Genomic DNA, 24,123 nt, shown 5'->3' with positions numbered 1-24,123 from the left:
CACCATCCTATGATTGTGCCATTTTTTTCATTTGCTCGCGCAACAAAAATTTTTGGATTTTCCCGCTCGCATTGCGTGGCAACGCGTCGACAAAATAGTAGGCACGCGGTCGTTTATACGGAGCGAGCTTGTCGCTTTGTTTGCAAAACGCCTCTAACTGTTCCGCGGTAAGCTGTTGATCCTTTTTCACAACAAACGCAACGACTTTTTCTCCCCATAGCGCATCTGGCTCGCCAAGCACTGCGACATCCAGCACGCCTTCATGTTCATAAAGCACGTCTTCTACTTCGCGCGGATAAACGTTTTCACCGCCGCTAATAATCATGTCATCGACACGGTCGGCAACGTATAAATAGCCGTCTTCATCCATATAGCCTAAATCGCCAGAATGATACCATCCTTTATACATCGCTTTTTCCGTCGCATCTTCGCGGTTGTAGTAGCCGACCATCATGCACGGACCTTTGACGATAATTTCGCCAACTTGTCCCGGCGGCAAGATGTCGTCTGGATCGGATGGGCCGTCTTCGCGCGGTTTGACGATGCGAATTTCGTGGTTTAAGCATGCGCGTCCGGCAGATCCTGCTTTCGTTAACTGCTCATCTTCGTATAAGAACGTTACCGCTGGACCCATTTCTGTCATACCATAGGCTTGGATTAAATCAATGCCCAACCTCTCTTTGCATTCTTTTACAAGCACTGGCGCCATTGGAGCGGCTCCGTACAACCCGATGCGAAGCGACGATAAATCATACTCCGACAATTTTTCTTGCAACAGCATATTCCACATCGTCGGTGCAGCAAATAAGACGGTAATTTGTTCTTGTTCAATGACAGCTAATACTTGTTTCGGATCGAAATGGTGAACAATCACATTTGTTGCGCCAGCATGGACGCGTGGAAGGAAGCAACAATGCAATTCCGCGCAATGGAACATCGGTGCGGTGACAAGCCCCCGCTCTGTTTCGCGAATGCGCATCACCGAATTGCAAATTAAACTTTGTTCAATCATGTCGCGGTGGCGATGCATCACTCCCTTTGGTCGCCCTGTCGTTCCGCTTGTATACATAATCGCGTACAAGTCATTTTCGGAAACGTCTATTGTTGGAAGTTCGTCGCTTGCACGCTCGATTTGTTTGTGGTAAGAAGCCGCGTACGCTGGCGATTGTCCGTCAATGATCCAAAAAGAAATGTGCGGAAATTCATGATGAATGGCTGTGATTTGTGGTTCGACTGCTTGTTCAAACAACACAATTTTTGGGGTAGCATCCGCTAAAATGTAAGCGATTTCTTTCGGGCGCAGGCGAAAATTAATTGGATTGAAAACAGCGCCAATTTTTGCACACGCAAAAAAAGCGGTCGCAAGTTCTGCCGTATTAAATAACACGGTCGAAACACGATCTCCTTTTCGCACACCTGCTTTTAAGAAAGCGTTTGCAAGTTTGTCCACTTCTTTTGCCCATTGTTCGTACGTATAGCGAAGTCCTGTACGAACATCAACGAGCGCTTCTTTTTTCGGGAACTTTCTTACTGTCTGTGCGAACACGTCACTAATCGTTAAATACAAAACAAATCCCTCCTTATCTCTTTATAGTTAATATAAATAATATTTTTTATTTTCAAATTTTATTCTACAAATAAAAAAGAAACCCTTCTTTACTCACATAAAAAATAGGAAAGGTTCCCCCTCCCCTATTCATTCAACAACTAAATCCCGTTCTCGTATAATCATCAATTCCTTTTTATCGTAGCGCCCTTCATGCAACAGGCGTACCGCTTGTTTTCGAATTGCTTTTTCAATCAAATTTCGAATGTAACGACCGTTACTAAATTTTCTTTCGTATCCCCCCGCTAATAGTTGCTCAATATGTTCACGCAGCTTCCGTTCTGCTTCAGAAGTGAGCTCATATTCTCTTATATGAAACATTTGTTTTGCAATTTGCACAAGTTCTTCTGTTGTATAATCTGGAAATTCGAGCATTAACGGAAAACGTGATGGCAATCCTGGGTTTAACGATAAGAAATAATCCATCTCAGCTGGATATCCGGCTAAAATAACGACTAAATCGTCGGAAAAATCTTCAATTCCCTTTACTAACGTATCGATAGCTTCTTTTCCAAAATCTTTTTCTCCTCCACGTGCCAACGAATATGCTTCATCAATAAATAAAATGCCTCCGCGTGCTTTTTTAATTAAGTCGCGTGTTTTATTTGCCGTATGACCAATATATTCACCAACTAAGTCAGCACGTTCTGCTTCAATAAAATGTCCTTTAGATAAAACGTTCATTTCTAAAAACAGCTTTCCAAGGATACGAGCTACTGTTGTTTTTCCTGTGCCGGGATTCCCTTTAAAAATCATGTGAAGCGATTGTTTATTTCCTTTTAATCCGTTTGCTTGACGCGCTTTATTAATGTATAACCACGCGTAAATTTCCTTAATTAATTTTTTCACTTCACTTAGTCCAACTAATTCATCTAGCTCTTTTTGAATCTCTTTTAACACTGCATGTTGATGATAATCAATTCGGTTTGTCGTTTCTTCTTTTGGTAAGTAATTGACGTTTTTTGCGTTAAGGACGATGTTAATTTGACTTTTTGTTTGCTTCATTGTCAACTCTGACAAGGCGCTGTCACCTCTCCTTCGTCGTTGCTTCTTCTATCAATATACGCTGTTGGCGCCCATTTCGTGACAAATGCCTAACGAAAAAATCACTCACCGATATGGTGAGCGATTTAGCTTACTCGATCTCGATTTTCACATTTTTTTGTGGCGCAAATGTAGAAATCGCATGTTTATAAATTAATTGTTGTTTTCCGTCCACTTCTAATAACACTGTAAAATTGTCAAATCCTTTCACTAGCCCTCGCAATTGAAATCCATTTAGTAAAAATACAGTAACCGTTGTTTCTTCCTTCCGCAATTGGTTTAAAAACTGATCTTGAATGTTTATTGTGTTTTTCATTGCTCTGTCCTCCTCTTTTTCTCTCTACATTACGTCTACATATTCGACTGAAAGTGAAACTTTCCTTCTATGTAATGCAAAATTTCATTTACTCGCCTTTCAAATATTGTGTCATCGGTCATGTCAAACCATTGAACAGGCATTTGATTACGAAACCATGTAAACTGACGCTTTGCATAGCGACGAGAGTTTTGCTTCAGCTGCTCAATAGCTTCTTCAAGCGTAATTGTCCTAGCGAAATATGCATATAACTCTTTATAACCGATCGCTTGAATAGATTGGCAGTTCCGCAAGCCTTGTTCATACAATCGTTTCGCTTCTTCAATCAATCCTTGCTCAATCATTTGATCTACTCGTTGATTAATGCGTTCATATAGTTTCTCTCGTTCCATTGTCAGTCCAATGAGCGCTACATTGTATACAAGTTGTCGTTTTTGTTCTTTTAGCCATTCTGTCATTGTCTTTCCCGTGCAATGATAAATTTCTAACGCACGAATGACACGACGAACGTTATTCGGATGAATACGTTCCGCACTCAAAGGATCGGTACGTTTCAGTCGTTCATACAACTCATCAGGCGAACAACGTTCAAGCGACCGACGATACAAGTCATTGGAAGGTGCATCTGAAAATTGATAATCGTAAATAACAGACTGGATATATAGCCCTGTACCACCAACGATGATCGGAAGCTTTCCTCGTTTCGTTATATCTGTAATAAGTGAGCGAGCAAGCGTCTGAAACTCTGCAACAGAAAAAGATTCATGCGGCTCTTTTATATTTAGTAAATGATGTGGAATACCTTCCATTTCTTCTTGACGAATTTTAGCCGTTCCGATATCTAGTCCTTTATATACTTGCATCGAGTCTCCATTAATAATTTCTCCGTTTAAACGCTTGGCTAACTCTATGCTCATTTTTGTTTTCCCTACAGCCGTTGGACCAATTAACACAACGACTTTTTCTTCCATAAAATACCACTACTTTCCACTCTAATTCACATTCATTTATTATGGACAAACCATGTACATTTTATCATCTCATTTTGAAAAATTTCATTCGAAAGCGGACGAAAAATATCCGCTTTCTACATGACACGTTTAAACATTTTTTCTAGTTCATAAGTAGAAAAATGAATAATAATTGGACGACCGTGCGGGCATGTAAACGGATTGCTTGTTTTACGCAACGACTCGAGCAATGCAAATATTTCATCGTTGCGCAAAAATTGATTCGCTTTAATCGACTGTTTACAACTCATCATAATCGCTGCTTTTTCCCGGAGTTGCTTGATGTCTACTTTTTTCATTATTAACACTTGCTTAATCATTTCCTCGATAATTACTGCTTCTTCCCCTTTTGGAAACCATTGAGGATGAGAGCGAACAATAAAACTGTTATGACCAAACGGCTCTAAAAACACACCGCACGCAGCTAATTGGTCGCGGTAACTTTCAATAAGTAAATACTCACTTGATGAATAAGTAAGCGTCAGTGGAATAAGTAAAGGCTGTAACTCATTTGTAACACTTGCTAATTTTTCACGGAAGTATTCGTATTTAATTCGTTCTTGTGCAGCATGTTGGTCAATAATATACAGCCCGTTTTCATTTTGAGCTAAAATATATGTCCCGTGCATTTGGCCAATCGGATATAATGGCGGAATGCGTTCTCGATCCATCTCTTCTATTACATGTTCACTTGGAACAACAGGTTCTACATCGAGTGTCTTAACATCTTGATCACGGGTACGCTCGTCACTTCTCTCTAAAACGATTCGCTTTTCTGTTTTCTTTTCCTGATCATGATGTACCTTCATTACACGAGGTGACACCCCATTGGATTCTTTCACGATATGTTCAAACGAAAACGTTTGTTGTTCTGTTTTCGGTTTTTCCACTCGTGGTATGGTTATCTCGGGAATGAGCGTCTTTTTTTGAAATGCTTGGCGAATCGTTTGTTGAACGAGTTCGTTTAATTCTCCTTCTTTACTAAAACGCACTTCCAACTTGGCTGGATGAACATTCACATCTAAAAGAAGTGGATCCATAACAATATTTAAAAATGCAATCGGATGCCGTCCAATTGGAAGAAGCGTATGATATCCTTCTTCAATCGCTTTATATAACGAATAGTTTTTAATATATCGTCCATTGACGATGGTCGTCATATAGTTCCGGGACGCACGCGTCACTTCAGGTAAAACAACATAACCGTTAATTGTAAAATCAAGAGTCTCCGCACGAATAGCAATCATTTTTTTTGCAATATCAATTCCGTAAATCGCAGCTAACACTTGCCGTACATCCCCATTTCCGTTCGTATAAAACAGTTGTTTTCCGTTATGTGTTAACCGAAATGAAATATGCGGATGTGCAAGCGCTAGACGATTGATCACATCAACAATATGACCAAGCTCCGTATGAATGGTTTTCATATATTTTAGACGAGCTGGTGTATTGAAAAATAGATGGGAAACAGTAATATCTGTTCCTTTTCGACTGCTCGTCCGACTATGTTGCACAAGTTCCCCGCCTTTTAAAACGAGCCACGTTCCTGGTCCTTCACCAGTACTCGTCTTCAATTCTAAATGGGAAACGGAAGCAATACTAGGCAACGCTTCTCCTCGAAAACCGAGTGTACGAATGCGAAACAAATCTGTTTCTTCTTTAATTTTACTTGTTGCGTGTCGTTCGAAAGCTAAAAAACAATCTTCCTCCTCTAGACCATCACCATTATCCACCACGCGGATTTTCGCTAATCCCGCTTCTTCTAACTCCACTTCAATGATCGTGCTATGAGCATCAATCGCATTTTCAACAAGTTCCTTCACGACAGAAGCCGGGCGTTCTACAACTTCCCCTGCTGCAATTTTATTCGCTAACGCATCGTCCAGTTTGCGAATTTTCCCCACGTTTTCCCTCCTTTCACTTCAATAGCTTTTGAATGTCATATAGTTTATTCATCGCTTCAAGCGGCGTCATATCAAGTAAATCGAGCGCCTGAATACGCTTAATTACTTCTTTTTCTTTCTTCGATATATCCGAACGCACTTTGTCATGTTGTTCTTCAAACATGCTTAACTGCTCAAACTTCTCTTTCTTCTCTTTTATGATCGGTGTCGAATTTGATTCAAATTCAAGTAAAATTTGTTCAGCCCGTCGAATCAAATCTAACGGCAACTTAGCTAATTGAGCTACATGAATGCCGTAACTTTTATCCGCTGGACCTTCTTTAATTTGATGCAAAAAAATAACTTTACCATTTTCTTCAATTGCACTCACGTGAACATTTTTTAGGCGCGGCAATCGTTGTTCAAGCGCCGTTAATTCATGATAGTGAGTACTAAATAGAGTTTTTGCACCAATGCGATCATGAATATATTCGATCATGGCTTGAGCAAGCGCCATACCGTCATATGTGGATGTTCCACGACCAATCTCATCAAATAAAATAAGACTATTTTGCGTCGCGTGAACGATCGCATGACGTGCTTCTAACATCTCAACCATAAATGTACTTTGACCTGCAACTAAATCGTCAGCCGCTCCAATACGCGTAAATACTTGATCAAAGATCGGTAATATCGCTTCTTCCGCTGGAACAAAACAACCAATTTGTGCCATAATAGCTGTTAATGCAATTTGACGCATGTATGTGCTTTTTCCAGACATATTCGGTCCTGTAATAAGCAGCATTTCTCGTTCAGCATCCATATAACAATCGTTTGGAACATAAATATTTGATCCTAATACTTTTTCAACAACAGGATGTCGCCCCTGTCGAACTACAAGACGACGATCGTGGGAAAACTGCGGTTTACAGTAATTATATTTTTCACTGACAGTAGCAAAACATTGTAAAACATCTAATTGGCTCATGTTTTTCGCTAATTTTTGTAAACGTGCAATATATTGTTTTACTTGTTCACGTATAGAAACAAATAATTCATATTCTAATTCTATGCTTTTTTCTTCTGCTTCTAAAATAAGTGCTTCTTTTTCTTTCAACTCTTTCGTCACAAAACGCTCGGCATTAGCTAGCGTTTGTTTACGTTCATATCGTCCTTCCGGTAATAAGTGCAAATTTGCTTTTGTTACTTCGATATAATATCCAAACACTCGGTTATAACCAATCTTTAACGATTTAATTCCCGTTAATTCCCGTTCTTTCGCTTCTAACTGCGCAATCCACGTTTTCCCATTTCGACTAGCATCTCGAAATCGATCCAACGTTTCGTTATAACCATCTTTAATGATTCCACCCTCCTTCACAGAAAGAGGGGGATTTTCTTCAATTGCTTCTTCTAACAATTGAACAAGTTCTTCGCATGCATCTAACTGTTGTGCAAATGATTGAATGTGCTTATCATGAATTTGCATAAGAAGTGAGGAAATGAAAGGTACTTGTTTTAACGACTTTTTCAATTGAACTAAATCACGCGCGTTCACATTTCCAAACGCCACACGTCCAGCTAACCGCTCTAAATCATATACACTGCGAAGATATTCACGTAATTCTTGTCGCTCAAAATAATGTATCAAAAATTGTTCAACAAAATGCAATCGCTGTTCAATTTTTTCACGATCTAATAACGGACGATCAATCCATTGCTTAAGTAGACGCCCGCCCATTGCGGTCATCGTCTCATCAAGAAGCCAAAAAAGGGAACCTGCTTTTCCTTTTGTCCGCATCGTTTCCGTTAACTCTAAATTCCGTTTGGAATACATATCGATTTTCATATGCGAATTAACTTCATACAGCTCGACTGGTTGCAAATGAGTCAAATTTCGCTTCTGTGTTTTTATTAAGTAATTTAATAATCTTCCAAACGTCACAAGCAATTTTTCTTGTTTCAAATGTGAAACAACAGATTCACAAGACGGTGGAATCATTGTTTCATCCTCACATGAAACCGTGAGAGCATATCGTTCTTGTAGGGATTGACATTGTTCTTTAGACGTCGTCGCAACAACAATTTCTTTTGTACCAATGGAATAAATTTCATTGAACACATCTTCAAACGAATGAAGAAGCGTGATGCGACTTTCCCCGGTTGTTAAATCTGTATACGCGAGTCCGTACGTACCATCTTCAAATGACGTCAATGAGGCTAAATAGTTGTTTGCTTTCTCTTCAAGATGCTTCCCTTCCATGACCGTTCCTGGTGTAATAAGTTGAACAACTTCTCGGCGTACTACCCCTTTAGCTGTTTTTGGATCTTCAACCTGTTCACAAATCGCAACTTTATATCCTTTCTCAATCAAACGTTCGATGTACATAGCAGCCGAATGATACGGCACACCGCACATCGGTACGCGTTCTTCTCCTCCACCATCTCGGCTTGTAAGCGTAATTTCTAATTCTTGTGATGCTTTAATTGCATCTTCAAAAAACATTTCATAAAAATCACCGAGGCGAAAAAATAAAAAAGCATCTTTATATTGTGACTTAATTGCTAAATATTGTTGAATCATCGGTGTGTAAGTCATGCTCTTTCCTCCAACGTTCCGAGATATTGACTTCAATTATTATAACAAAAATAAAAACTAGGAAGAATAAACTTCCTAGTTTTTATTGCTCCCTTCTTGAAGAAGTTCCTCATCTAACTGTTCTAACTCCGCCTCAATATCTTCCTCTATTTCGTCTGATGACGTATCGACGACTGCAATACGTACTTTTGTTTCTCCGATGACTTCTGCAACAAACTCTCGCTCTACTTCGACAGTTACTTTATTTCCGTTTGGAGCAATCGTACATTCTAAACAATTTGGTTGTTGAACAACCCGCGCGATTACTTCTTGTTCTTCACTAATAAGCTCTTCGTTACGATACTTTAACGGAATCACATCCGTGTACGATACCGTCTCTGTGAGCACTTCCGTTTTTGTATTATCATTGTACGAATACCAAACGTTCACATCATACTTGCCATGAATTTCAACACTACGATCCACTTTTTTTGCTTCGTACCGATGATTAATAATCCAACAACCGAGCACGCTTGTTGGACGATGTTGAGCGGAAACCGTATGCGTCGATTGCGTAAACTTTCGGCCTTTTCCCACAACCGCTTTTGTAATAATTTCTCTGTATTGGGACATGAAACAAACCCTCCTCAAAAATGCATTGTTCATTTTATCCTATGCACGAAAAAACTAAAAGTGTACATAAAAAAACAATCATTCCGTATAGTTCATTGTATGCAGCTTCTTCGAAATATGTACAAAAACATAAAAAAGAGCCCATAAAAATGGACTCTTTAATGACAATGGCCACAATGGCTATGTTTCACTTGAGCTCCTGTTTCTCCTCGCAGCACATCTCCGCCCGTTGATGTAATAATTTCATCTGTTACTGTCTTTGAAATAGTGGAAGCAACAAGTTGCAATAAGTCGTTAATTTCTACTTGCGATTGTTTAAATTGTTCTACAATTGGAATGTCTGATAGCTGTTCGTAAATGTCGTCAATTTCTGCTTCCACTTTTTTCAACGCTTCGATTTTTCCATAATGCTGTAAGTTGACAGCTTGTTTTTGTAACGATTTAATTTTAGCAACCATCGTGCGTACTTTTTCATTTTCGTGAATTTTTGCTTCTGCTTGTTTAAAAATCTCTACCTCTTCTGTTTCAGCGATCATTTTAGCTAATTCTTTTGCTTTTTGTACGATGTCATCTTTCGTATATTTCGCCACGCTATTTCACCTCGATCATTTCTTCTATCATTTCTCCGTTTAACGTCCACGTTTTCGCCTCTGTAATTCGCACTTTCACAAGTTGACCAATCGCAGACTTTGGTCCGACGAAATTAACAAGCTTGTTTTTGCGTGTGTATCCAGCGAGAACGTCCGGATTGTTTTTACTTTCCCCTTCGACTAATACTTCGACAACTTGTCCCTCGTACTCCTTCATTTTTCTCGCAGAAATTTCGTTTACTAATGCATTTAATCGTTGTAAACGTTCTTTTTTCACTTCCATCGGTACGTTGTCGACCATTTTTGCTGCTGGCGTTCCTTCACGTGGCGAGTAAATGAACGTAAATGCAGAATCGAACTCTACCTCACGATATAGCGACAACGTTTCTTCAAACTGCTCATCTGTTTCATTTGGAAAACCGACAATAATGTCTGTTGTGAGCGCTACACCAGGAATCGCTTCTTTAATTTTGCGAACAAGCTCTAAATATTGTTCACGTGTATATTTACGTGCCATCATTTTTAACACTTCACTACTTCCCGATTGAACCGGCAAGTGAATGTGTTCCACTAAATTTCCACCTTTCGCTAACACTTCGATTAAACGGTCATCAAAATCACGTGGATGGCTTGTTGTAAAGCGAATACGTGGAATATCAATTTTACGCAACTCATCCATTAAATCACCAAGACCATATTTCATATCAGTGAAATCTTTTCCATACGCATTCACGTTTTGTCCTAAAAGAGTAATTTCTTTATATCCTTGTGCGGCTAAGTGACGTACTTCTTGAATAATATCTTCTGGACGGCGGCTACGCTCTTTGCCACGTGTATATGGGACAATACAGTACGTACAAAACTTATCGCAGCCATACATAATATTAACCCACGCTTTAATATTTCCTTTTCGCACTTTTGGTAAGTTTTCGATGACATCGCCTTCTTTTGACCATACTTCAACAACCATTTCTTTTGACATGTACGCTTCTTTCAAAATATACGGAAGACGATGGATATTATGCGTACCGAAAATCATATCAACGTATTGGAATTGTTTTAAAATTTTATTGACGACCGACTCTTCTTGTGACATGCAGCCACATACACCAAGCAATAAATCAGGGTTGTTTTGCTTCAATGGCTTTAAGTGACCAATTTCTCCGAATACTTTGTTCTCTGCATTTTCACGAATCGCACACGTATTTAACAAAATGACGTTGGCATCTTCTGGACGATCCGTCGGTTCATAACCAAGAGCCATAAAAATTCCAGCCATCACTTCTGTATCGTGCTCATTCATTTGACAGCCGTACGTGCGGATGTAAAATTTTCGACCGTTCCCCATACCACGAAATTCTTCTGGAATCGAAAAATCTTTATGGTATTTCACTTCCTCTTTTCCTCGCTTTTTCGCCTCTTTCAAAGATGGGGGAACAAATACAGTTGAAAAATATTTTTCATAGTCTTGACTCGTTTTTTGCTTTAGACGTTGTAAATTTTCATCCAAAGCGGATTTTTTGTCCGTTGGATGATCGGGTTCAATTTGTGCTGTGTACTGTAAACGTTGTTTTTCATTCATTGTTATTTCTCCTTTCTTTTATTCGTACGTGCACACTAACATAGTATATTATTTTCCGGACTTTTAAACAATGTTTTTCCATAAAAAAGAGGATGGTGAAAGCCATCCTCTTTTCTTTCTTACATAAATTCTGCCACAAGTTGTTCAAATTTTTCTTTACTAATTGTTAAATCCGCTTCTGTCAGTGGTTTTTCGCTATAACCTGGTACAAGATCTTGATATGATTTACGCTCTTTATTTTGATAAATAAGCCCTGTAACAAGTCCTTTATGTTTCATTAACGTTTGCATCGCCATTTCACGATTTGAAGGATCGTATCCTTCAATAGAGCTTAAACTCGTTAAATTGTCTTTAAACCAATCGTATGTGTTCACTTTATTGTATGTGACGCAAGGGCTAAATACGTTAATGAGCGAAAATCCTTTATGCTTCATTCCTTCTTCAATTAATTGCGTCAATTCTTTTAAGTCGCTAGAAAAGCTTTGAGCGACGAACGTTGCTCCTGCAGTTAACGCCATTTCCATAATCGACAATGCTGGTTCAACTGACCCTTGTGGCGTACTTTTCGTTTTAAAGCCCACTTCACTACGCGGTGATGTTTGACCTTTTGTTAAACCGTAAATTTGGTTGTCCATGACGATGTACGTAATATCGATATTACGACGAATCGCATGAATCGTATGTCCCATTCCGATCGCAAATCCATCACCGTCACCACCAGCAGCAATGACAGTCAAGTCACGATTGGCCATTTTCACCCCTTGGGCAATTGGAAGTGCCCGACCGTGAACACCGTGGAAACCGTATGAATTAATGTAACCAGAAATACGCCCAGAACAACCAATTCCAGATACAACAACAAGTTCATGTGGTTCAAGTCCAACGTTGGCAGCTGCGCGTTGAATGGCTGCTTGCACGGAAAAGTCACCACAACCTGGACACCAGTTCGGTTTAATGTTATTTCGAAAATCTTTAAATGTCGCCATGTTTAAAACAACTCCTTGCATTTTGTATAAACTTCGTGCGGTAAGAACGGGTTGCCATCATATTTCAACACGTTAAATACTTTCTCAGCATGTCCAACGTTCATTTTCAAAATGTTGGCAAGTTGTCCTGTTGCGTTATTTTCAACAACAACAACTTTTTTCGCTGATTGCACAAGCGGCAACATTTCTTCAGTTGGGAACGGATGAATGAGACGAACGTGTGCATGGTTTACTTTGATGCCATCGCGCTCTAAACGTTCCATCGCCTCTTCAATTGCCCCACGCGTTGAGTTAAACCCAACGATTAATAAATCCGCTTCCTCATGCTTCACATGTTTATGAACTGGTGTCGGGAATTGAATATGTTTTAGTTTGCGTAAACGCTTATCCATTTGCGCAATACGATTCGCTGCTACTTCAGAAGGACGACCTGTTTCATCGTGCTCAACGCCTGTGACATGATGAATACCATTTTTCATTCCAGGCAATACACGCGGTGACACGCCGTCTTCTGTCACTTCATATCGTTTAAAACAACCTTTGTCTGGAATTTCAGGAAGCTCCCCTGTTACGAGCTTGCCACGACGAATTTCAATTTTATCATATTCTAGCGGCTCAACGGTTTGCTTACCTAACGAAAGTTGCAAGTCTGTTAAAACAATGACTGGACATTGATACTCTTCTGCAATATTAAACGCTTCAACCATATCGTAAAACGCTTCTTGCACAGTACTTGGCGCCATGACAACTTTCGGAATCTCTCCGTGCGTACCGTAAATCATTGCCATTAAATCTGACTGCTCTTGTTTTGTCGGAAGACCTGTGCTTGGACCACCGCGTTGCGTATCAACAATGACAATTGGTGTTTCTGTAATTCCAGCTAATCCGATCGCTTCCATCATAAGCGAAAGACCAGGACCAGCTGAAGCTGTCAACGTACGTACACCAGCATAGTTTGCGCCAATAGCCATCGTACAAGCTGCGATTTCATCTTCTGTTTGAATGACAGTGCCACCGAACTGTGGAAGTTTTTTAATTAAGTATTCCATAATTTCAGATGCTGGCGTAATTGGGTAAGCAGCCATGAAACGAGCGCCACCAGCAAGTGCACCAAGCGCAATCGCGTCGTTTCCAATCATAAACATTCTCTTTTTGCCATCTGCCTTATCAAGTTGCATTAATTGAATGTTGTCACCAAGTTGTTCACGCATAAACTGAGCGCCCGCTCTGATCGCTTCCATGTTTTTAGCAACGACTTGTTCGCCTTTGCGACCGAAAATCTCCTGAACGACCCCTTCATATACGCTAATATCGAGACCGAGCACTGCGCTGGAAGCTCCGACTGCAACCATGTTTTTCATTAAAGCTGTTCCTAATTCTGTTGCGATATCTGTAAATGGAACCGCATACAACGTAGCTCTTGACTCATCTGGAATCGTCGGATTAAACTTCGCGTCTGCGATGACGATCCCGCCTTGACGCAACTCGTGAAAGTTAAAATCAATTGTCTCTTGGTCAAAAGCTACTAATATATCAAGATCATCGGCAATCGAACGAACTTGTGTTGTGCTAACACGAATTTTATTGTTCGTGTGACCACCTTTAATTCGAGATGAAAAGTGGCGATAACCGTATAAATAGTAGCCTAGTCGGTTGAGCGCAATGGAGAATATCTCTCCCGTACTTTCAATACCTTCCCCTTGTTGTCCTCCAACTTTCCATGAAAGTTGACTAATCATGTCTTACACCCCTTTAAAGTTCCATCAATTGTGACGTAACATTGTACGATTATAAGTGTAGCACTTTTCCAAAAAAAGCTCTACCATTTCGCTTAATAAATTTTTTGAAAAATTTCATATACTAAACGCTTTCATTCTAGCCCTATTGCAAAAAAATTGCAACATATTTGTTACAAAAATGTGAATTTTTCTTCCGATTTTTTATTGAGGAATTCGCTCATAAAAATTGCAAAACAAAAATTTTCTCACTTGCTCTTCTTTAAAATGTTTTAGCAACTCGTCAATGAAATGAGTGTAATGGGAAACATTCGCTAATTGATCGACTGTTTCAAAAATGCCATCAAAATCAGATCCGAAGCCAATATGATTTTCCCCACCTAATGAACAAATATGGTCGATATGACGCAATACATCTGTTACCGTCGTCGTTTGCGTGTCATGACGTAAAAATTGTGGAACAAACGTCACACCAATGACCCCATTTTTCTTAATCAGCGCTTCAATTTGATCATCACGCAAATTGCGCGGATGCGGGCAAAGGGTGTACGCATTTGAATGTGAAGCAATCGGATAATGAGCCAATTCAATGACATCCCAAAACGCTCGTTCACTTAAATGTGACACATCTGTCCAGCATTGTTGTTCGTTTAATAAATGAACAACTTCTTTCCCGAATTTCGTCAAACCTCCCCCCCGTTGCTCGAGTGCCCCATCCGCTACCATATTTGCATCATTCCACGTTAAACCGACAGAACGAACACCAAGTCGAAGAAGTGTACGCAGTTGCGTTAAACTTTCACCAATAGCTTCACATCCTTCTAATGTGAGCATGGCGCCAATTTCATTTGGTTGTAATTGATCAATTTCTTTTTTTGAACGAACAACTTTCATATTTGGCTGTGACACAACCTTCTCATAAAAATAATCAATCATCTCTAAAGCTACGAAAAAACGTGACTCAGGCCTTACATGTTTTGGGATATAAATAGCAAATCCTTGTACAGTTATACCTGCCTGCTTTAATCCATCGTACGTTACATGTAACGACGGACTGCGTTCAAACGATACATCTTGGTCACAAAATAATTGATATAAAACGTCACAATGAGCGTCAAATATACGCACAACGATCCCTCCGTAAAAAAATAGGGCTTCACTTTTTTATAGCTAATAAATGATCAAATTACAAAAATAACCTGTTTGCTTAACAAGCAAACAGGTTTATGCGTATTAACGCGGCTCAACAATGAGTTTAATTGCTGTCCGCTCTTCTCCATCAATTTGAATGTCCGTAAATGCAGGAATACAAATGAGATCAACTCCGCTCGGTGCTACGAATCCTCGCGCGATTGCTACTGCCTTAACGGCTTGATTTAATGCACCTGCGCCAATTGCTTGAATTTCGGCTGCACCGCGCTCCCTCAACACGCCTGCAAGTGCACCAGCTACGGAATTAGGATTAGACTTTGCTGAAACTTTTAATATTTCCATTTCTAGCTCCTCCTCGTTTCTAACAATTGCTTGTAAAAAAGTTGTACTGTTCATTATATATTCATCCCTGTTTGCCTGTATTCCTGCTACCATATGAAATTTTTCTGAAAAATCTTAAAAGAGGAACTAGTCGAAATATGGGTGATCGTCATTAATCATAATCCGTTGAATCGATTTCGTTTTTCCGCTTTTTTCATCTACCTCAATGAGCACAGCATTCAACTGCGCGCGTCCTGTGGTGACTTCAAAACGAACAGGTAAGCCCGTTAAAAATTTGCGCAACACTGCCTCACGATCCACTCCCAAAACCCCGTCATAAGGTCCCGTCATACCGACATCGGTAATATAACCCGTTCCGTTTAGCAAAATGCGTGAGTCAGCCGTTTGAACGTGTGTATGCGTGCCAACAACAGCGCTTACTCGACCGTCTAAATACCATCCCATCGCTTGTTTCTCGCTCGTTGCTTCCGCATGAAAATCTACAAGAATCACAGGAGTCCGCGCAAGCGCCATTTCTACTAACTCATCTGCTTTTTTAAATGGGCAATCAATTGCTGGCAAGAACGTTCTTCCTTGCAAACTCATCACTGCGACTTCATATCCCTCTACTTGAATAAACACAATCCCTTTTCCAGGTGTACCTACTGGAAAATTTGCCGGACGAACAAGTGCTTTCGCTTGATCAATAAATTCGAAAATTTCACGATTATCCCACGAATGATTTCCAAGCGTCACCACATGCACTCCCAACTCTAAAAAACGGCGATATATTTTTTCGGTAATCCCTTTCCCACCAGCGGCATTTTCGCCGTTAATAACAATCACATGTGGCTTATATTTTGCCTTTAGTTTCGGGACGTATTCATCAACCATTTTTCTTCCCGGCTGTCCAACAACATCACCGATAAATAATATTTTCATCGTATTACCCTTTCTATACTCATGATTTCTATTTTTCAGTTTCGCACAAAATAAAGCGTTTATCAATACGAAAAAGCTACCCCATATGAGGAGTAGCTTTTATTTTGCATATTCCACAGCTCGCGTTTCACGAATGACAGTAACTTTAATATGACCTGGATAGTCAAGCTCCTCTTCAATGCGCTTGCGAATATCACGTGCTAAACGATGAGCTTCCAAGTCATCGATCATATCTGGTTTCACCATAATACGAATTTCGCGCCCTGCTTGAATAGCATATGATTTTTCAACCCCTTCATATGACTCAGCAATCTCTTCAAGCTTTTCAAGGCGACGAATATAGTTTTCTAATGTTTCACTACGAGCACCTGGTCGGGCAGCCGATAATGCGTCTGCAGCAGCAACAAGAACAGCAATAATAGACGTTGGCTCCGTATCACCATGATGGGAAGCGATACTGTTAATGACAACCGGATGCTCTTTATATTTAGTTGCTAACTCTACACCAATTTCAACATGGCTTCCTTCTACTTCATGGTCAACAGCTTTTCCGATGTCATGAAGTAGACCCGCTCGTCTTGCAAGCATCTCATCTTCTCCTAACTCAGCTGCCATTAAACCAGCTAAGTATGCGACTTCCATCGAATGTTTAAGGACATTTTGTCCGTAGCTTGTACGGAACTTCAATCGTCCTAAAATTTTAATTAAATCTGGGTGCAATCCGTGAACACCAACTTCGAACGTTGTTTGCTCTCCAACTTCACGAATATGCTCATCCACTTCTCTTCTCGCTTTTTCGACCATTTCTTCAATTCGTGCCGGATGAATACGCCCGTCTTGAACAAGCTTATCTAAAGCAAGTCTAGCCGTTTCGCGACGAATTGGGTCAAATCCGGATAAAATTACCGCTTCTGGTGTATCATCGATAATTAAATCGATTCCCGTTAGCGTTTCTAGCGTCCGAATGTTACGCCCTTCGCGACCAATGATACGACCTTTCATTTCGTCATTTGGCAAGTTAACGACCGATACAGTCGTTTCTGCCACATGATCAGCAGCACAGCGTTGAATAGCAAGCGATAAAATTTCTTTTGCTTTTTTATCGGCCTCTTCTTTCACTTTCGTCTCTGCTTCTTTGACCATGAGTGCGATTTCATGAGAAAGTTCTTTCTCTACACGCTCTAAAATGATTTGCCGTGCCTCTTCACGCGTCAAGTTAGAAATGCGCTCAAGTTCTGCTTGTTCTTTTCGAACGAGTTCTTCCACTTTGCTTTCCATCTCTTCAATATGCTGTTGTCTTTCATTGAGAGAATTCTCTTTCTTCTCAAGCAACGCTTCTCGTTTGTTTAAAGATTCGTCCTTTCGATCGAGATTCTCTTCCTTTTGCAACAAACGATTTTCCTGTTTTTGTAATTCACTTCTTCGTTCGCGAATTTCTCGTTCTGCTTCCACACGAAGTTTGTGAATTTCATCCTTTGCTTCAAGGAGAGCCTCTTTTTTTAATGCGTCTGCTTCTCGTTTCGCTTCTTCGATCATTTGCTTGGCAGCTGCTTGTGCACCACCAATTTTTGCCTCGGCAATGGATTTACGAACAAAAAAGCCAACAACTGCACCGACGACTAGGGCAAGCAAAGCGGAGATGATCGTTTCACCCATTGTCCTCACCTCCTCTTGCTATAAATTCGTTACTTCATCAATGTCGGCATGTACATTGCAACCATTCAACATACACTTCAAAATTGTCAAATATACATGTACATTTTAAAGGTGACCTTCCATATTGTCAAGGCTTGTCATTGCGGGAAAGCGCTTCATATGGTTGAATTTTCTAAAACAAAGAGAAAAAGAGACACAACGTGCCTCTTTTTACTCTAAGAAATCTAAATCATCTTCACGCACAGGTGTTGTTGATACACCTGTTGTAATGCCATAATGTTGACGAATTTCACGCGCAATTTCTTCCATGATGTGTGGGTTTTCTTTTAAAAATTGTTTGGCATTTTCGCGCCCTTGCCCTAGCCGTTCATCTTTATATGAATACCAAGCGCCGCTTTTTTGAATAATGTCGAGTTCAGCACCCATATCAATGATCTCGCCTTCTTTTGAAATTCCTTCCCCATACATAATATCTACGTCTGCTGTTTTAAATGGTGGTGCCACTTTGTTTTTCACGACTTTAATTTTTGTTTTATTTCCAACCATGTCGTTACCTTGCTTGATTTGTTCAGCACGACGGACTTCTAAACGAACAGATGCATAAAACTTCAATGCACGACCACCAGGAGTTGTCTCAGGGTTTCCGAACATAACCCCTACTTTCTCCCTTATTTGGTTAATAAAGATAGCGATCGTTTTAGATTTATTAATAGCACCAGATAATTTTCGTAGCGCTTGAGACATGAGGCGTGCCTGTAATCCAACGTGAGCATCGCCCATTTCTCCTTCAATTTCCGCTTTTGGAACAAGGGCTGCAACGGAGTCAATAACGATAATGTCAACTGCTCCACTGCGTACGAGCGCTTCCGCGATTTCTAATGCTTGCTCTCCTGTATCTGGTTGTGAAAGCAACAATTCATCAATATTCACACCTAACTTTTCAGCATATACAGGGTCTAGGGCATGTTCTGCATCAATAAACGCTGCTTGACCACCTTGCTTTTGTACTTCAGCAATGGCGTGAAGAGCAACTGTTGTTTTTCCTGAGGATTCCGGACCATAAATCTCAATAATACGTCCACGCGGATATCCTCCTACTCCGAGTGCAATATCAAGTGCAAGGGAACCACTCGATACAGTCGAAATTTGTCGATCTGTTTGCTCCCCTAGCTTCATAATGGAACCTTTTCCAAACTGTTTCTCAATTTGCTTTAACGCTTGTTCTAAAGCTGCTTGACGATCGTTCAAAGAAACTCCTCCTTTTGCTTGTGAAAAAATAAAGCAGTCACTGCTACCTATTACTATACATGTTTTATGTTTATTTGCCAAGAAAAAAACGAATAAATGTTCGTAAATCAATGTAGCAGTTGTAGTAAATAATAACAACCGTATTTCGCTGCACGCATCCGAATGGTTTGACGATCCCCAGATAATGTGAGTAGAAATGTTTTCGTTCCTTGCTCAGTCGCTATTCCAATCCAAACTGTTCCTACTCGTTTCCCTTCCAACTCACTTGGCCCTGCGACGCCTGTGAAACTAATTCCAATATCGCTCCGGCAAAGCTTTCGAACGTTTTCTGCCAACAATTGGGCACATCGTTCGCTCACTGCTCCCTCTGTTTGTAATATTTCTTTCGGCACATGAAGCACATTTTCCTTTATTTCATTTGTATAACATACAACTCCTCCTGATATAACTGAAGAAGCTGTCGGAAGCGCAGTCATTTCCTCTAAAAATAACCCCCCCGTTAAACTCTCAGCAACAGCAAGTGTTCTATTCTTTGCTTTTAATGTAGCCAACAGTTTGCTAAACAACGTTTCATCGTTGTATCCGTAAAAGTAAGGGCGCACGCGTGTTAAAATTTTTTGTTCTACCTCGTTAATCATCCGCTTCGCTTCTTCTTCATGTTCATGCTTCGCTGTTAGGCGGAGAGTCACTTCACCATCAGACGCAAGTGGAGCAATTGTCGGATTCGTTTGAGCATCGATCAAATCTTCAATTTCCGCTTCTAGTTGTGATTCACCGATGTGAAAAAAACGAAGAACAAGCGAAACAATTTTTTCGTGAACGTGACGTTTTTGCAATAAAAAAGGACGTCCATATTTCATGAACATCGGCTTCATTTCCTTTGGCGGTCCCGGTAGAAGCATATATGTAATATGATCAACAGTAAGTGCCATTCCCGGAGCCATCCCATGTTCATTTTTTAGCACACAACTTCCTTCCAACACAAGTGCCTGTTTTCGATTGTTAGGGGACATCGGACGATTTGTTTTCGAAAAATAATCACAAATGGAACGCCATGCTTCTTCATCTAAGACAAGCGATTTGTTTAGCATCTTTGCAATCGTTTCCTTTGTTAGATCATCTTTTGTTGGTCCAAGTCCCCCTGTGAAAATGATTAAATTGGAGCGTTGCTTAGCTACTTCAATCGCATGTGTAAGCCTTTGAGGATTATCCCCAACAACCGTATGGTAATATACATCTATCCCTATTTCAGCTAATTGTTGCGATAAAAACTGTGCATTGGTATTTGCAATTTGACCAAGTAAAAGCTCCGAGCCGACCGCAATGATTTCTGCCTTCATTTTTCTCCCATCCCCCTTTTATCTACTTTGAATGACGAAATGCATGTTTATTTTTTGCGAAATAGTCCCACCCTGACCAAATCGTAAAAATGAGTGCGATCCATAAAGAAATATTTGCAAACGGAAACGACAGCAATGAGAAAGGAATATTATGCAAAAGAAGAGCCGCAATCGCTATAATTTGCGTCCATGTTTTAATTTTCCCAAGCATATTTGCCGCTACAACTTCCCCTTCTCCTGCTAATACAAGCCGCAATCCCGTCACTGCAAATTCACGACTAATGATAACAATGACCATCCACGCTGGCGCCAAATCCAATTGAACGAGGGCAATGAGCGCAGCGGACACAAGCAATTTATCTGCAAGCGGGTCAAGAAATTTCCCTAAATTCGTTACTAACCCATATTTTCGTGCATAGTATCCATCAACCCAATCTGTTGTTGATGCAATAATAAAAATAAGCGCAGCAACAGCGTGTGTCATTGGTAACTGTTCTGGCCCAATTTGAATCATCCCTAAGTCAATTGGTGCTAACAAGAAAATAAGGAAAAAAGGAATGAGTAACATTCGCGCAATCGTAATTTGATTCGGTATATTCACAGCACTAACCTCCAACACGTCATACAACATCACTGTTTTTTGTAAATAATTGTAATATCTTGACGTACGTGATCACTTGGATTAACAGGGTATTGAAGTGTTTGTCCATTGATTTTCACTTCTGTATTTAATGTTTGTCCGATAACTAACAACACTTCTGTTTCGTTCGTCAAATCGAACGTTTCAGTTTGATTTGCATACATCATTTTGCGTGCAAATGCCTTTCCTTTCCCGTTTTTCACTTCAATCCAAGCATCACCCTTTGTTGCAATGTCAATAATCAACTGTTCTCCGATCACTTCAAGCGTTGATTTTCGACCATTCGTTTCCACTACTTCGACCATTGCTTTCGATGATTGTTCTTGTTGTTCTTTTTCCTTTTCTCGTTTTTGTTCATTTTGTTTTTTCGGTTGTTGCTCGGTTGCTTGCTCAGACTGTTCAAATTCTGTCTTTTCATTAATCACTTGCTCTTGCGGCTGTTCGTTCACTGTTCTGTTTTGAAAGAAAAACCAAAGAACAACAGCCACTCCCACAGCTAACATACCAATTAAAATTTTTGGAAGGACATCAAGTACTTTTTCACCTTGTTCTGATAGTTGCCGCGATTTGACACGCGATAACTCTCCAGGGAGTTCCTCTTGTTGAGCATTTGGAATTTCATTTGCGTATTGTTCAAACAGCTCATCCGGATCAAGACCGACCGCCTCTGCATATTGACGAATGAATGCCCGAACATAAAACTTCCCTGGCATAATGACATAATTTCCTTGTTCAATCGCGATCAAATATCGCTTTTGAATTTTAGTGATTTGTTGTAAATCATCTAAACTCATATTGCGTTGTTCTCTCGCTTCTTTTAAACGCTTCCCTAACTCTGTCAACGGAAACACCTTCCATCTTTAAAAATCGATATTTGAAAAACCGTCGTTACCAAAAAAAGAGGATTGGTCAACGAGATCATACGTAATCTCCTCATCTGGATCGTGACGCAATTCAATAATATAATCAAAATCGTCCAATTTATATTCTGTATGCCTCACAAAAATATCGGGATGTTCAATCACTTTTGTTGCTGGTAATCGCATCAGCTCGCGAATCAGCTGCCAATGCCGCTCGTTTGAACGACGTGTTGATACAATTCCGTCAATAATAAAGACATTATTTTCGCTATATTCATCTTCAATAAGCTGACTGCGAATCGTTTGCTTAATTAACGTAGAAGAAACAAATAACCAACGTTTATTCGCACATACGCTCGCTGCCACAATAGATTCGGTTTTTCCAACACGTGGCATACCGCGAATACCAATTAACTTGTGACCTTCCTGTTTAAACAACTCCGCCATAAAATCGACAAGCAAACCTAATTCGTCTCGAACAAAACGGAACGTTTTTTTATCATCAGCATCGCGCTGAATATAACGCCCGTGCCGAACAGCAAGACGATCTCGGAGCTTCGGTTCACGCAACTTTGTTACCGTGATATCTTCCATCGTCGCTAAAATGGATTGTAGCCGCTCAATTTGTTCATGACTTTTACATAACAACAGCATACCTCTGCGTGAATCATCCACTCCGTTAATCGTAACGATATTAATGGACAACATACCAAGAAGCGATGCAATATCCCCTAACAACCCCGGACGATTCATATGTATTTCATATTCTAAATACCATTCTTTTTTCTCCATATACCCCTTCTCCCCTTTACGTTACACGATGCGATCATTGAAGCAACGCTTTGTCGAAACACGCATGTATGTTTATTTTACCATCTGGATGCGAGAATGAAAAGGACAGACAACTGTTTTTTGTGAACAGATAAACATAGTAAAACAAGCTGGCGAATATCACCAGCTTGCCTATATCGCTTATTTATTTTGCACAAGCTTAATCATCATGTTCGCAATTGCGTGTTGCTCTTGCTCATTTGCCACATGCCACAAGTCAGCAAGTACACGCTCTTCTGGGTTTTTAGGATCGACTTGTTTTGCCAAGTAGTCGCCAATTTGATAAGCAATATCCGAAATAACTTGCTGGTTCATTCCTTGGGCTTCTGCTTGATGAAGGCGATCAGCTAAAAAGCTCTTCCATTGCTCAAAATTATCAAGAACAGACATATGCAAACCTCCTTGAAATTCGTTTCAAGAATAGTTTGCCTCATAAAACAAAAAATTATGCTCGCTTAACAATACCAACCGCCATTGACAGATAAAATTTGTCCCGTAATATACGATGCATGGTCAGAGATTAAAAATGACACTGCTTTCGCTACATCTTCTGGTTTTCCAATTCTACCAAGCGGAATCTCGTTCGTTAACGCTTCTAACTCCTCTTCAGTAAACTCATGGAGCATCGGTGTATCAATGGCTCCTGGAGCAATAGCGTTTACTCGTATACCACTCGGTGCAACTTCTTTCGCTAACGCTTTAACAAACGTATTTTGTGCCCCTTTCACCATCGAATACAATACTTCGCATGACGCCCCTGTGAGTCCCCAAATTGATGAAATAACAACAATTTGTCCGCGACGTTGTTGAATCATCGAAGGCAACAATCGTTTTGTCAGTAAAAATGGACTTGTCACATGTAGTCGTACCATGTGTTCCACTTGCTCATCATTCATATCTGTCACGAGTCCATATGCACTCATTCCACTATTATGAACGAGCACATCAATCGGATGAAAAATAGAAGATAACACCCCATCTACCCCAGAAGGATGAGATAAATCGGCTTGAATTGTATATATGTCTGTTGATAATTGTTTCACTAACGTTTGAACAGATTGTTCATTTTTGTAGTAGTGTAAATACAATCCATATCCATCTTCCGCAAGCTGTCGGGCAATTGCTTGCCCAATCCCTCCGCTCGCTCCTGTGATTAACGCATATTTCAT

General features: G+C 40.1%; 22 protein-coding genes. All 22 read right to left on the bottom strand.

Translation table 11 applies throughout. The annotated features are described in order from the left end of the window. Nucleotides 1–7: 7 nt before the first annotated feature. On the bottom strand, nt 8–1,567 hold the full coding sequence (locus HNR43_RS10315) for a fatty acid--CoA ligase (RefSeq protein ID WP_183243634.1): 1,560 nt from the start codon (nt 1,565–1,567) through the stop codon (nt 8–10). A 129-nt stretch (nt 1,568–1,696) separates the two neighbouring features. Continuing rightward, a complete protein-coding gene (spoVK, locus tag HNR43_RS10310; RefSeq protein ID WP_183243632.1) occupies nt 1,697–2,626 on the bottom strand; it encodes a stage V sporulation protein K in 930 nt (309 codons plus the stop codon). A 115-nt stretch (nt 2,627–2,741) separates the two neighbouring features. Further along, entirely contained in the window at nt 2,742–2,966 is a 225-nt protein-coding gene (gene hfq, locus HNR43_RS10305; RefSeq protein WP_004890637.1) for an RNA chaperone Hfq, read from the bottom strand. Nucleotides 2,967–3,001: 35 nt separating this feature from the next. Next, the gene (gene miaA / locus HNR43_RS10300; protein ID WP_183243630.1) at nt 3,002–3,937 is read right to left on the bottom strand and encodes a tRNA (adenosine(37)-N6)-dimethylallyltransferase MiaA; all 936 of its coding nucleotides are present in this window, start codon (nt 3,935–3,937) and stop codon (nt 3,002–3,004) included. 116 nt (nt 3,938–4,053) lie between these two features. Next, nucleotides 4,054–5,880: a DNA mismatch repair endonuclease MutL gene (gene mutL / locus HNR43_RS10295; protein WP_183243628.1), complete on the bottom strand. Its 1,827-nt coding sequence runs from the start codon at nt 5,878–5,880 to the stop codon at nt 4,054–4,056. Between the two features lie 13 nt (nt 5,881–5,893). After that, nucleotides 5,894–8,458, bottom strand: a complete 2,565-nt coding sequence (gene mutS, locus HNR43_RS10290) for a DNA mismatch repair protein MutS (protein WP_183243626.1) — start codon at nt 8,456–8,458, stop codon at nt 5,894–5,896. 75 nt (nt 8,459–8,533) lie between these two features. Next, entirely contained in the window at nt 8,534–9,070 is a 537-nt protein-coding gene (locus tag HNR43_RS10285) for an outer spore coat protein CotE (RefSeq protein ID WP_183243624.1), read from the bottom strand. Between the two features lie 158 nt (nt 9,071–9,228). After that, nucleotides 9,229–9,660 (bottom strand): YlbF family regulator, encoded by a 432-nt coding sequence (locus HNR43_RS10280; RefSeq protein WP_183243622.1) that lies wholly within the window; start codon nt 9,658–9,660, stop codon nt 9,229–9,231. A 1-nt stretch (nt 9,661) separates the two neighbouring features. Continuing rightward, a complete protein-coding gene (gene miaB / locus HNR43_RS10275) occupies nt 9,662–11,242 on the bottom strand; it encodes a tRNA (N6-isopentenyl adenosine(37)-C2)-methylthiotransferase MiaB (RefSeq protein WP_055441352.1) in 1,581 nt (526 codons plus the stop codon). Between the two features lie 119 nt (nt 11,243–11,361). Further along, nucleotides 11,362–12,228, bottom strand: coding sequence for a 2-oxoacid:ferredoxin oxidoreductase subunit beta (locus HNR43_RS10270; protein WP_055441353.1), 867 nt, complete (start codon nt 12,226–12,228; stop codon nt 11,362–11,364). Nucleotides 12,229–12,230: 2 nt separating this feature from the next. Further along, nucleotides 12,231–13,967: a 2-oxoacid:acceptor oxidoreductase subunit alpha gene (locus HNR43_RS10265; protein WP_183243620.1), complete on the bottom strand. Its 1,737-nt coding sequence runs from the start codon at nt 13,965–13,967 to the stop codon at nt 12,231–12,233. Between the two features lie 201 nt (nt 13,968–14,168). Further along, nucleotides 14,169–15,092, bottom strand: a complete 924-nt coding sequence (locus HNR43_RS10260) for a dipeptidase (RefSeq protein WP_055441355.1) — start codon at nt 15,090–15,092, stop codon at nt 14,169–14,171. A 105-nt stretch (nt 15,093–15,197) separates the two neighbouring features. After that, nucleotides 15,198–15,458, bottom strand: coding sequence for a stage V sporulation protein SpoVS (gene spoVS / locus HNR43_RS10255; RefSeq protein WP_003181955.1), 261 nt, complete (start codon nt 15,456–15,458; stop codon nt 15,198–15,200). Between the two features lie 126 nt (nt 15,459–15,584). Continuing rightward, nucleotides 15,585–16,379 carry a TIGR00282 family metallophosphoesterase gene (locus HNR43_RS10250; RefSeq protein WP_183243619.1) on the bottom strand — a complete coding sequence of 265 codons (795 nt, stop codon included), beginning with the start codon at nt 16,377–16,379 and terminating at the stop codon, nt 15,585–15,587. Between the two features lie 99 nt (nt 16,380–16,478). Continuing rightward, the gene (gene rny / locus HNR43_RS10245) at nt 16,479–18,035 is read right to left on the bottom strand and encodes a ribonuclease Y (protein WP_183243617.1); all 1,557 of its coding nucleotides are present in this window, start codon (nt 18,033–18,035) and stop codon (nt 16,479–16,481) included. Between the two features lie 210 nt (nt 18,036–18,245). Then, entirely contained in the window at nt 18,246–19,283 is a 1,038-nt protein-coding gene (recA, locus tag HNR43_RS10240) for a recombinase RecA (RefSeq protein ID WP_183243615.1), read from the bottom strand. Between the two features lie 107 nt (nt 19,284–19,390). Then, complete coding sequence (locus HNR43_RS10235; protein WP_183243613.1) at nt 19,391–20,623, bottom strand: competence/damage-inducible protein A; 1,233 nt, start codon at nt 20,621–20,623, stop codon at nt 19,391–19,393. A gap of 22 nt (nt 20,624–20,645) precedes the next feature. Then, entirely contained in the window at nt 20,646–21,224 is a 579-nt protein-coding gene (gene pgsA, locus HNR43_RS10230) for a CDP-diacylglycerol--glycerol-3-phosphate 3-phosphatidyltransferase (RefSeq protein ID WP_183243611.1), read from the bottom strand. Nucleotides 21,225–21,253: 29 nt separating this feature from the next. Further along, nucleotides 21,254–22,114 (bottom strand): RodZ domain-containing protein, encoded by an 861-nt coding sequence (locus tag HNR43_RS10225; protein WP_183243609.1) that lies wholly within the window; start codon nt 22,112–22,114, stop codon nt 21,254–21,256. Nucleotides 22,115–22,123: 9 nt separating this feature from the next. Then, nucleotides 22,124–22,915, bottom strand: coding sequence for a DUF3388 domain-containing protein (locus tag HNR43_RS10220; protein WP_183243607.1), 792 nt, complete (start codon nt 22,913–22,915; stop codon nt 22,124–22,126). A gap of 180 nt (nt 22,916–23,095) precedes the next feature. Continuing rightward, the gene (locus HNR43_RS10215; RefSeq protein ID WP_004890680.1) at nt 23,096–23,344 is read right to left on the bottom strand and encodes a DUF3243 domain-containing protein; all 249 of its coding nucleotides are present in this window, start codon (nt 23,342–23,344) and stop codon (nt 23,096–23,098) included. A gap of 65 nt (nt 23,345–23,409) precedes the next feature. After that, nucleotides 23,410–24,123 carry an elongation factor P 5-aminopentanone reductase gene (gene ymfI / locus HNR43_RS10210; protein ID WP_183243605.1) on the bottom strand — a complete coding sequence of 238 codons (714 nt, stop codon included), beginning with the start codon at nt 24,121–24,123 and terminating at the stop codon, nt 23,410–23,412.

Source organism: Anoxybacillus mongoliensis (genome assembly GCF_014201515.1).
GTDB lineage: Bacteria > Bacillota > Bacilli > Bacillales > Anoxybacillaceae > Anoxybacillus > Anoxybacillus mongoliensis.
Note: the sequence above shows the minus strand (reverse complement) of the source record. Positions and strands in the feature narration are given on the sequence as shown.

What these genes read in the sequence shown, in the direction of transcription:
- ymfI (WP_183243605.1), bottom strand. Translation starts at nt 24,123, where the DNA reads ATGAAATATGCGTTAATCACAGGAGCGAGCGGAGGGATTGGGCAAGCA.
- rny (WP_183243617.1), bottom strand. Translation starts at nt 18,035, where the DNA reads ATGGGTGAAACGATCATCTCCGCTTTGCTTGCCCTAGTCGTCGGTGCA.
- HNR43_RS10285 (WP_183243624.1), bottom strand. Translation starts at nt 9,070, where the DNA reads ATGTCCCAATACAGAGAAATTATTACAAAAGCGGTTGTGGGAAAAGGC.
- HNR43_RS10265 (WP_183243620.1), bottom strand. Translation starts at nt 13,967, where the DNA reads ATGATTAGTCAACTTTCATGGAAAGTTGGAGGACAACAAGGGGAAGGT.
- hfq (WP_004890637.1), bottom strand. Translation starts at nt 2,966, where the DNA reads ATGAAAAACACAATAAACATTCAAGATCAGTTTTTAAACCAATTGCGG.
- HNR43_RS10235 (WP_183243613.1), bottom strand. Translation starts at nt 20,623, where the DNA reads ATGAAGGCAGAAATCATTGCGGTCGGCTCGGAGCTTTTACTTGGTCAA.
- HNR43_RS10250 (WP_183243619.1), bottom strand. Translation starts at nt 16,379, where the DNA reads ATGAAAATATTATTTATCGGTGATGTTGTTGGACAGCCGGGAAGAAAA.
- HNR43_RS10270 (WP_055441353.1), bottom strand. Translation starts at nt 12,228, where the DNA reads ATGGCGACATTTAAAGATTTTCGAAATAACATTAAACCGAACTGGTGT.
- mutS (WP_183243626.1), bottom strand. Translation starts at nt 8,458, where the DNA reads ATGACTTACACACCGATGATTCAACAATATTTAGCAATTAAGTCACAA.
- HNR43_RS10215 (WP_004890680.1), bottom strand. Translation starts at nt 23,344, where the DNA reads ATGTCTGTTCTTGATAATTTTGAGCAATGGAAGAGCTTTTTAGCTGAT.
- HNR43_RS10220 (WP_183243607.1), bottom strand. Translation starts at nt 22,915, where the DNA reads ATGGAGAAAAAAGAATGGTATTTAGAATATGAAATACATATGAATCGT.
- spoVS (WP_003181955.1), bottom strand. Translation starts at nt 15,458, where the DNA reads ATGGAAATATTAAAAGTTTCAGCAAAGTCTAATCCTAATTCCGTAGCT.
- miaA (WP_183243630.1), bottom strand. Translation starts at nt 3,937, where the DNA reads ATGGAAGAAAAAGTCGTTGTGTTAATTGGTCCAACGGCTGTAGGGAAA.
- miaB (WP_055441352.1), bottom strand. Translation starts at nt 11,242, where the DNA reads ATGAATGAAAAACAACGTTTACAGTACACAGCACAAATTGAACCCGAT.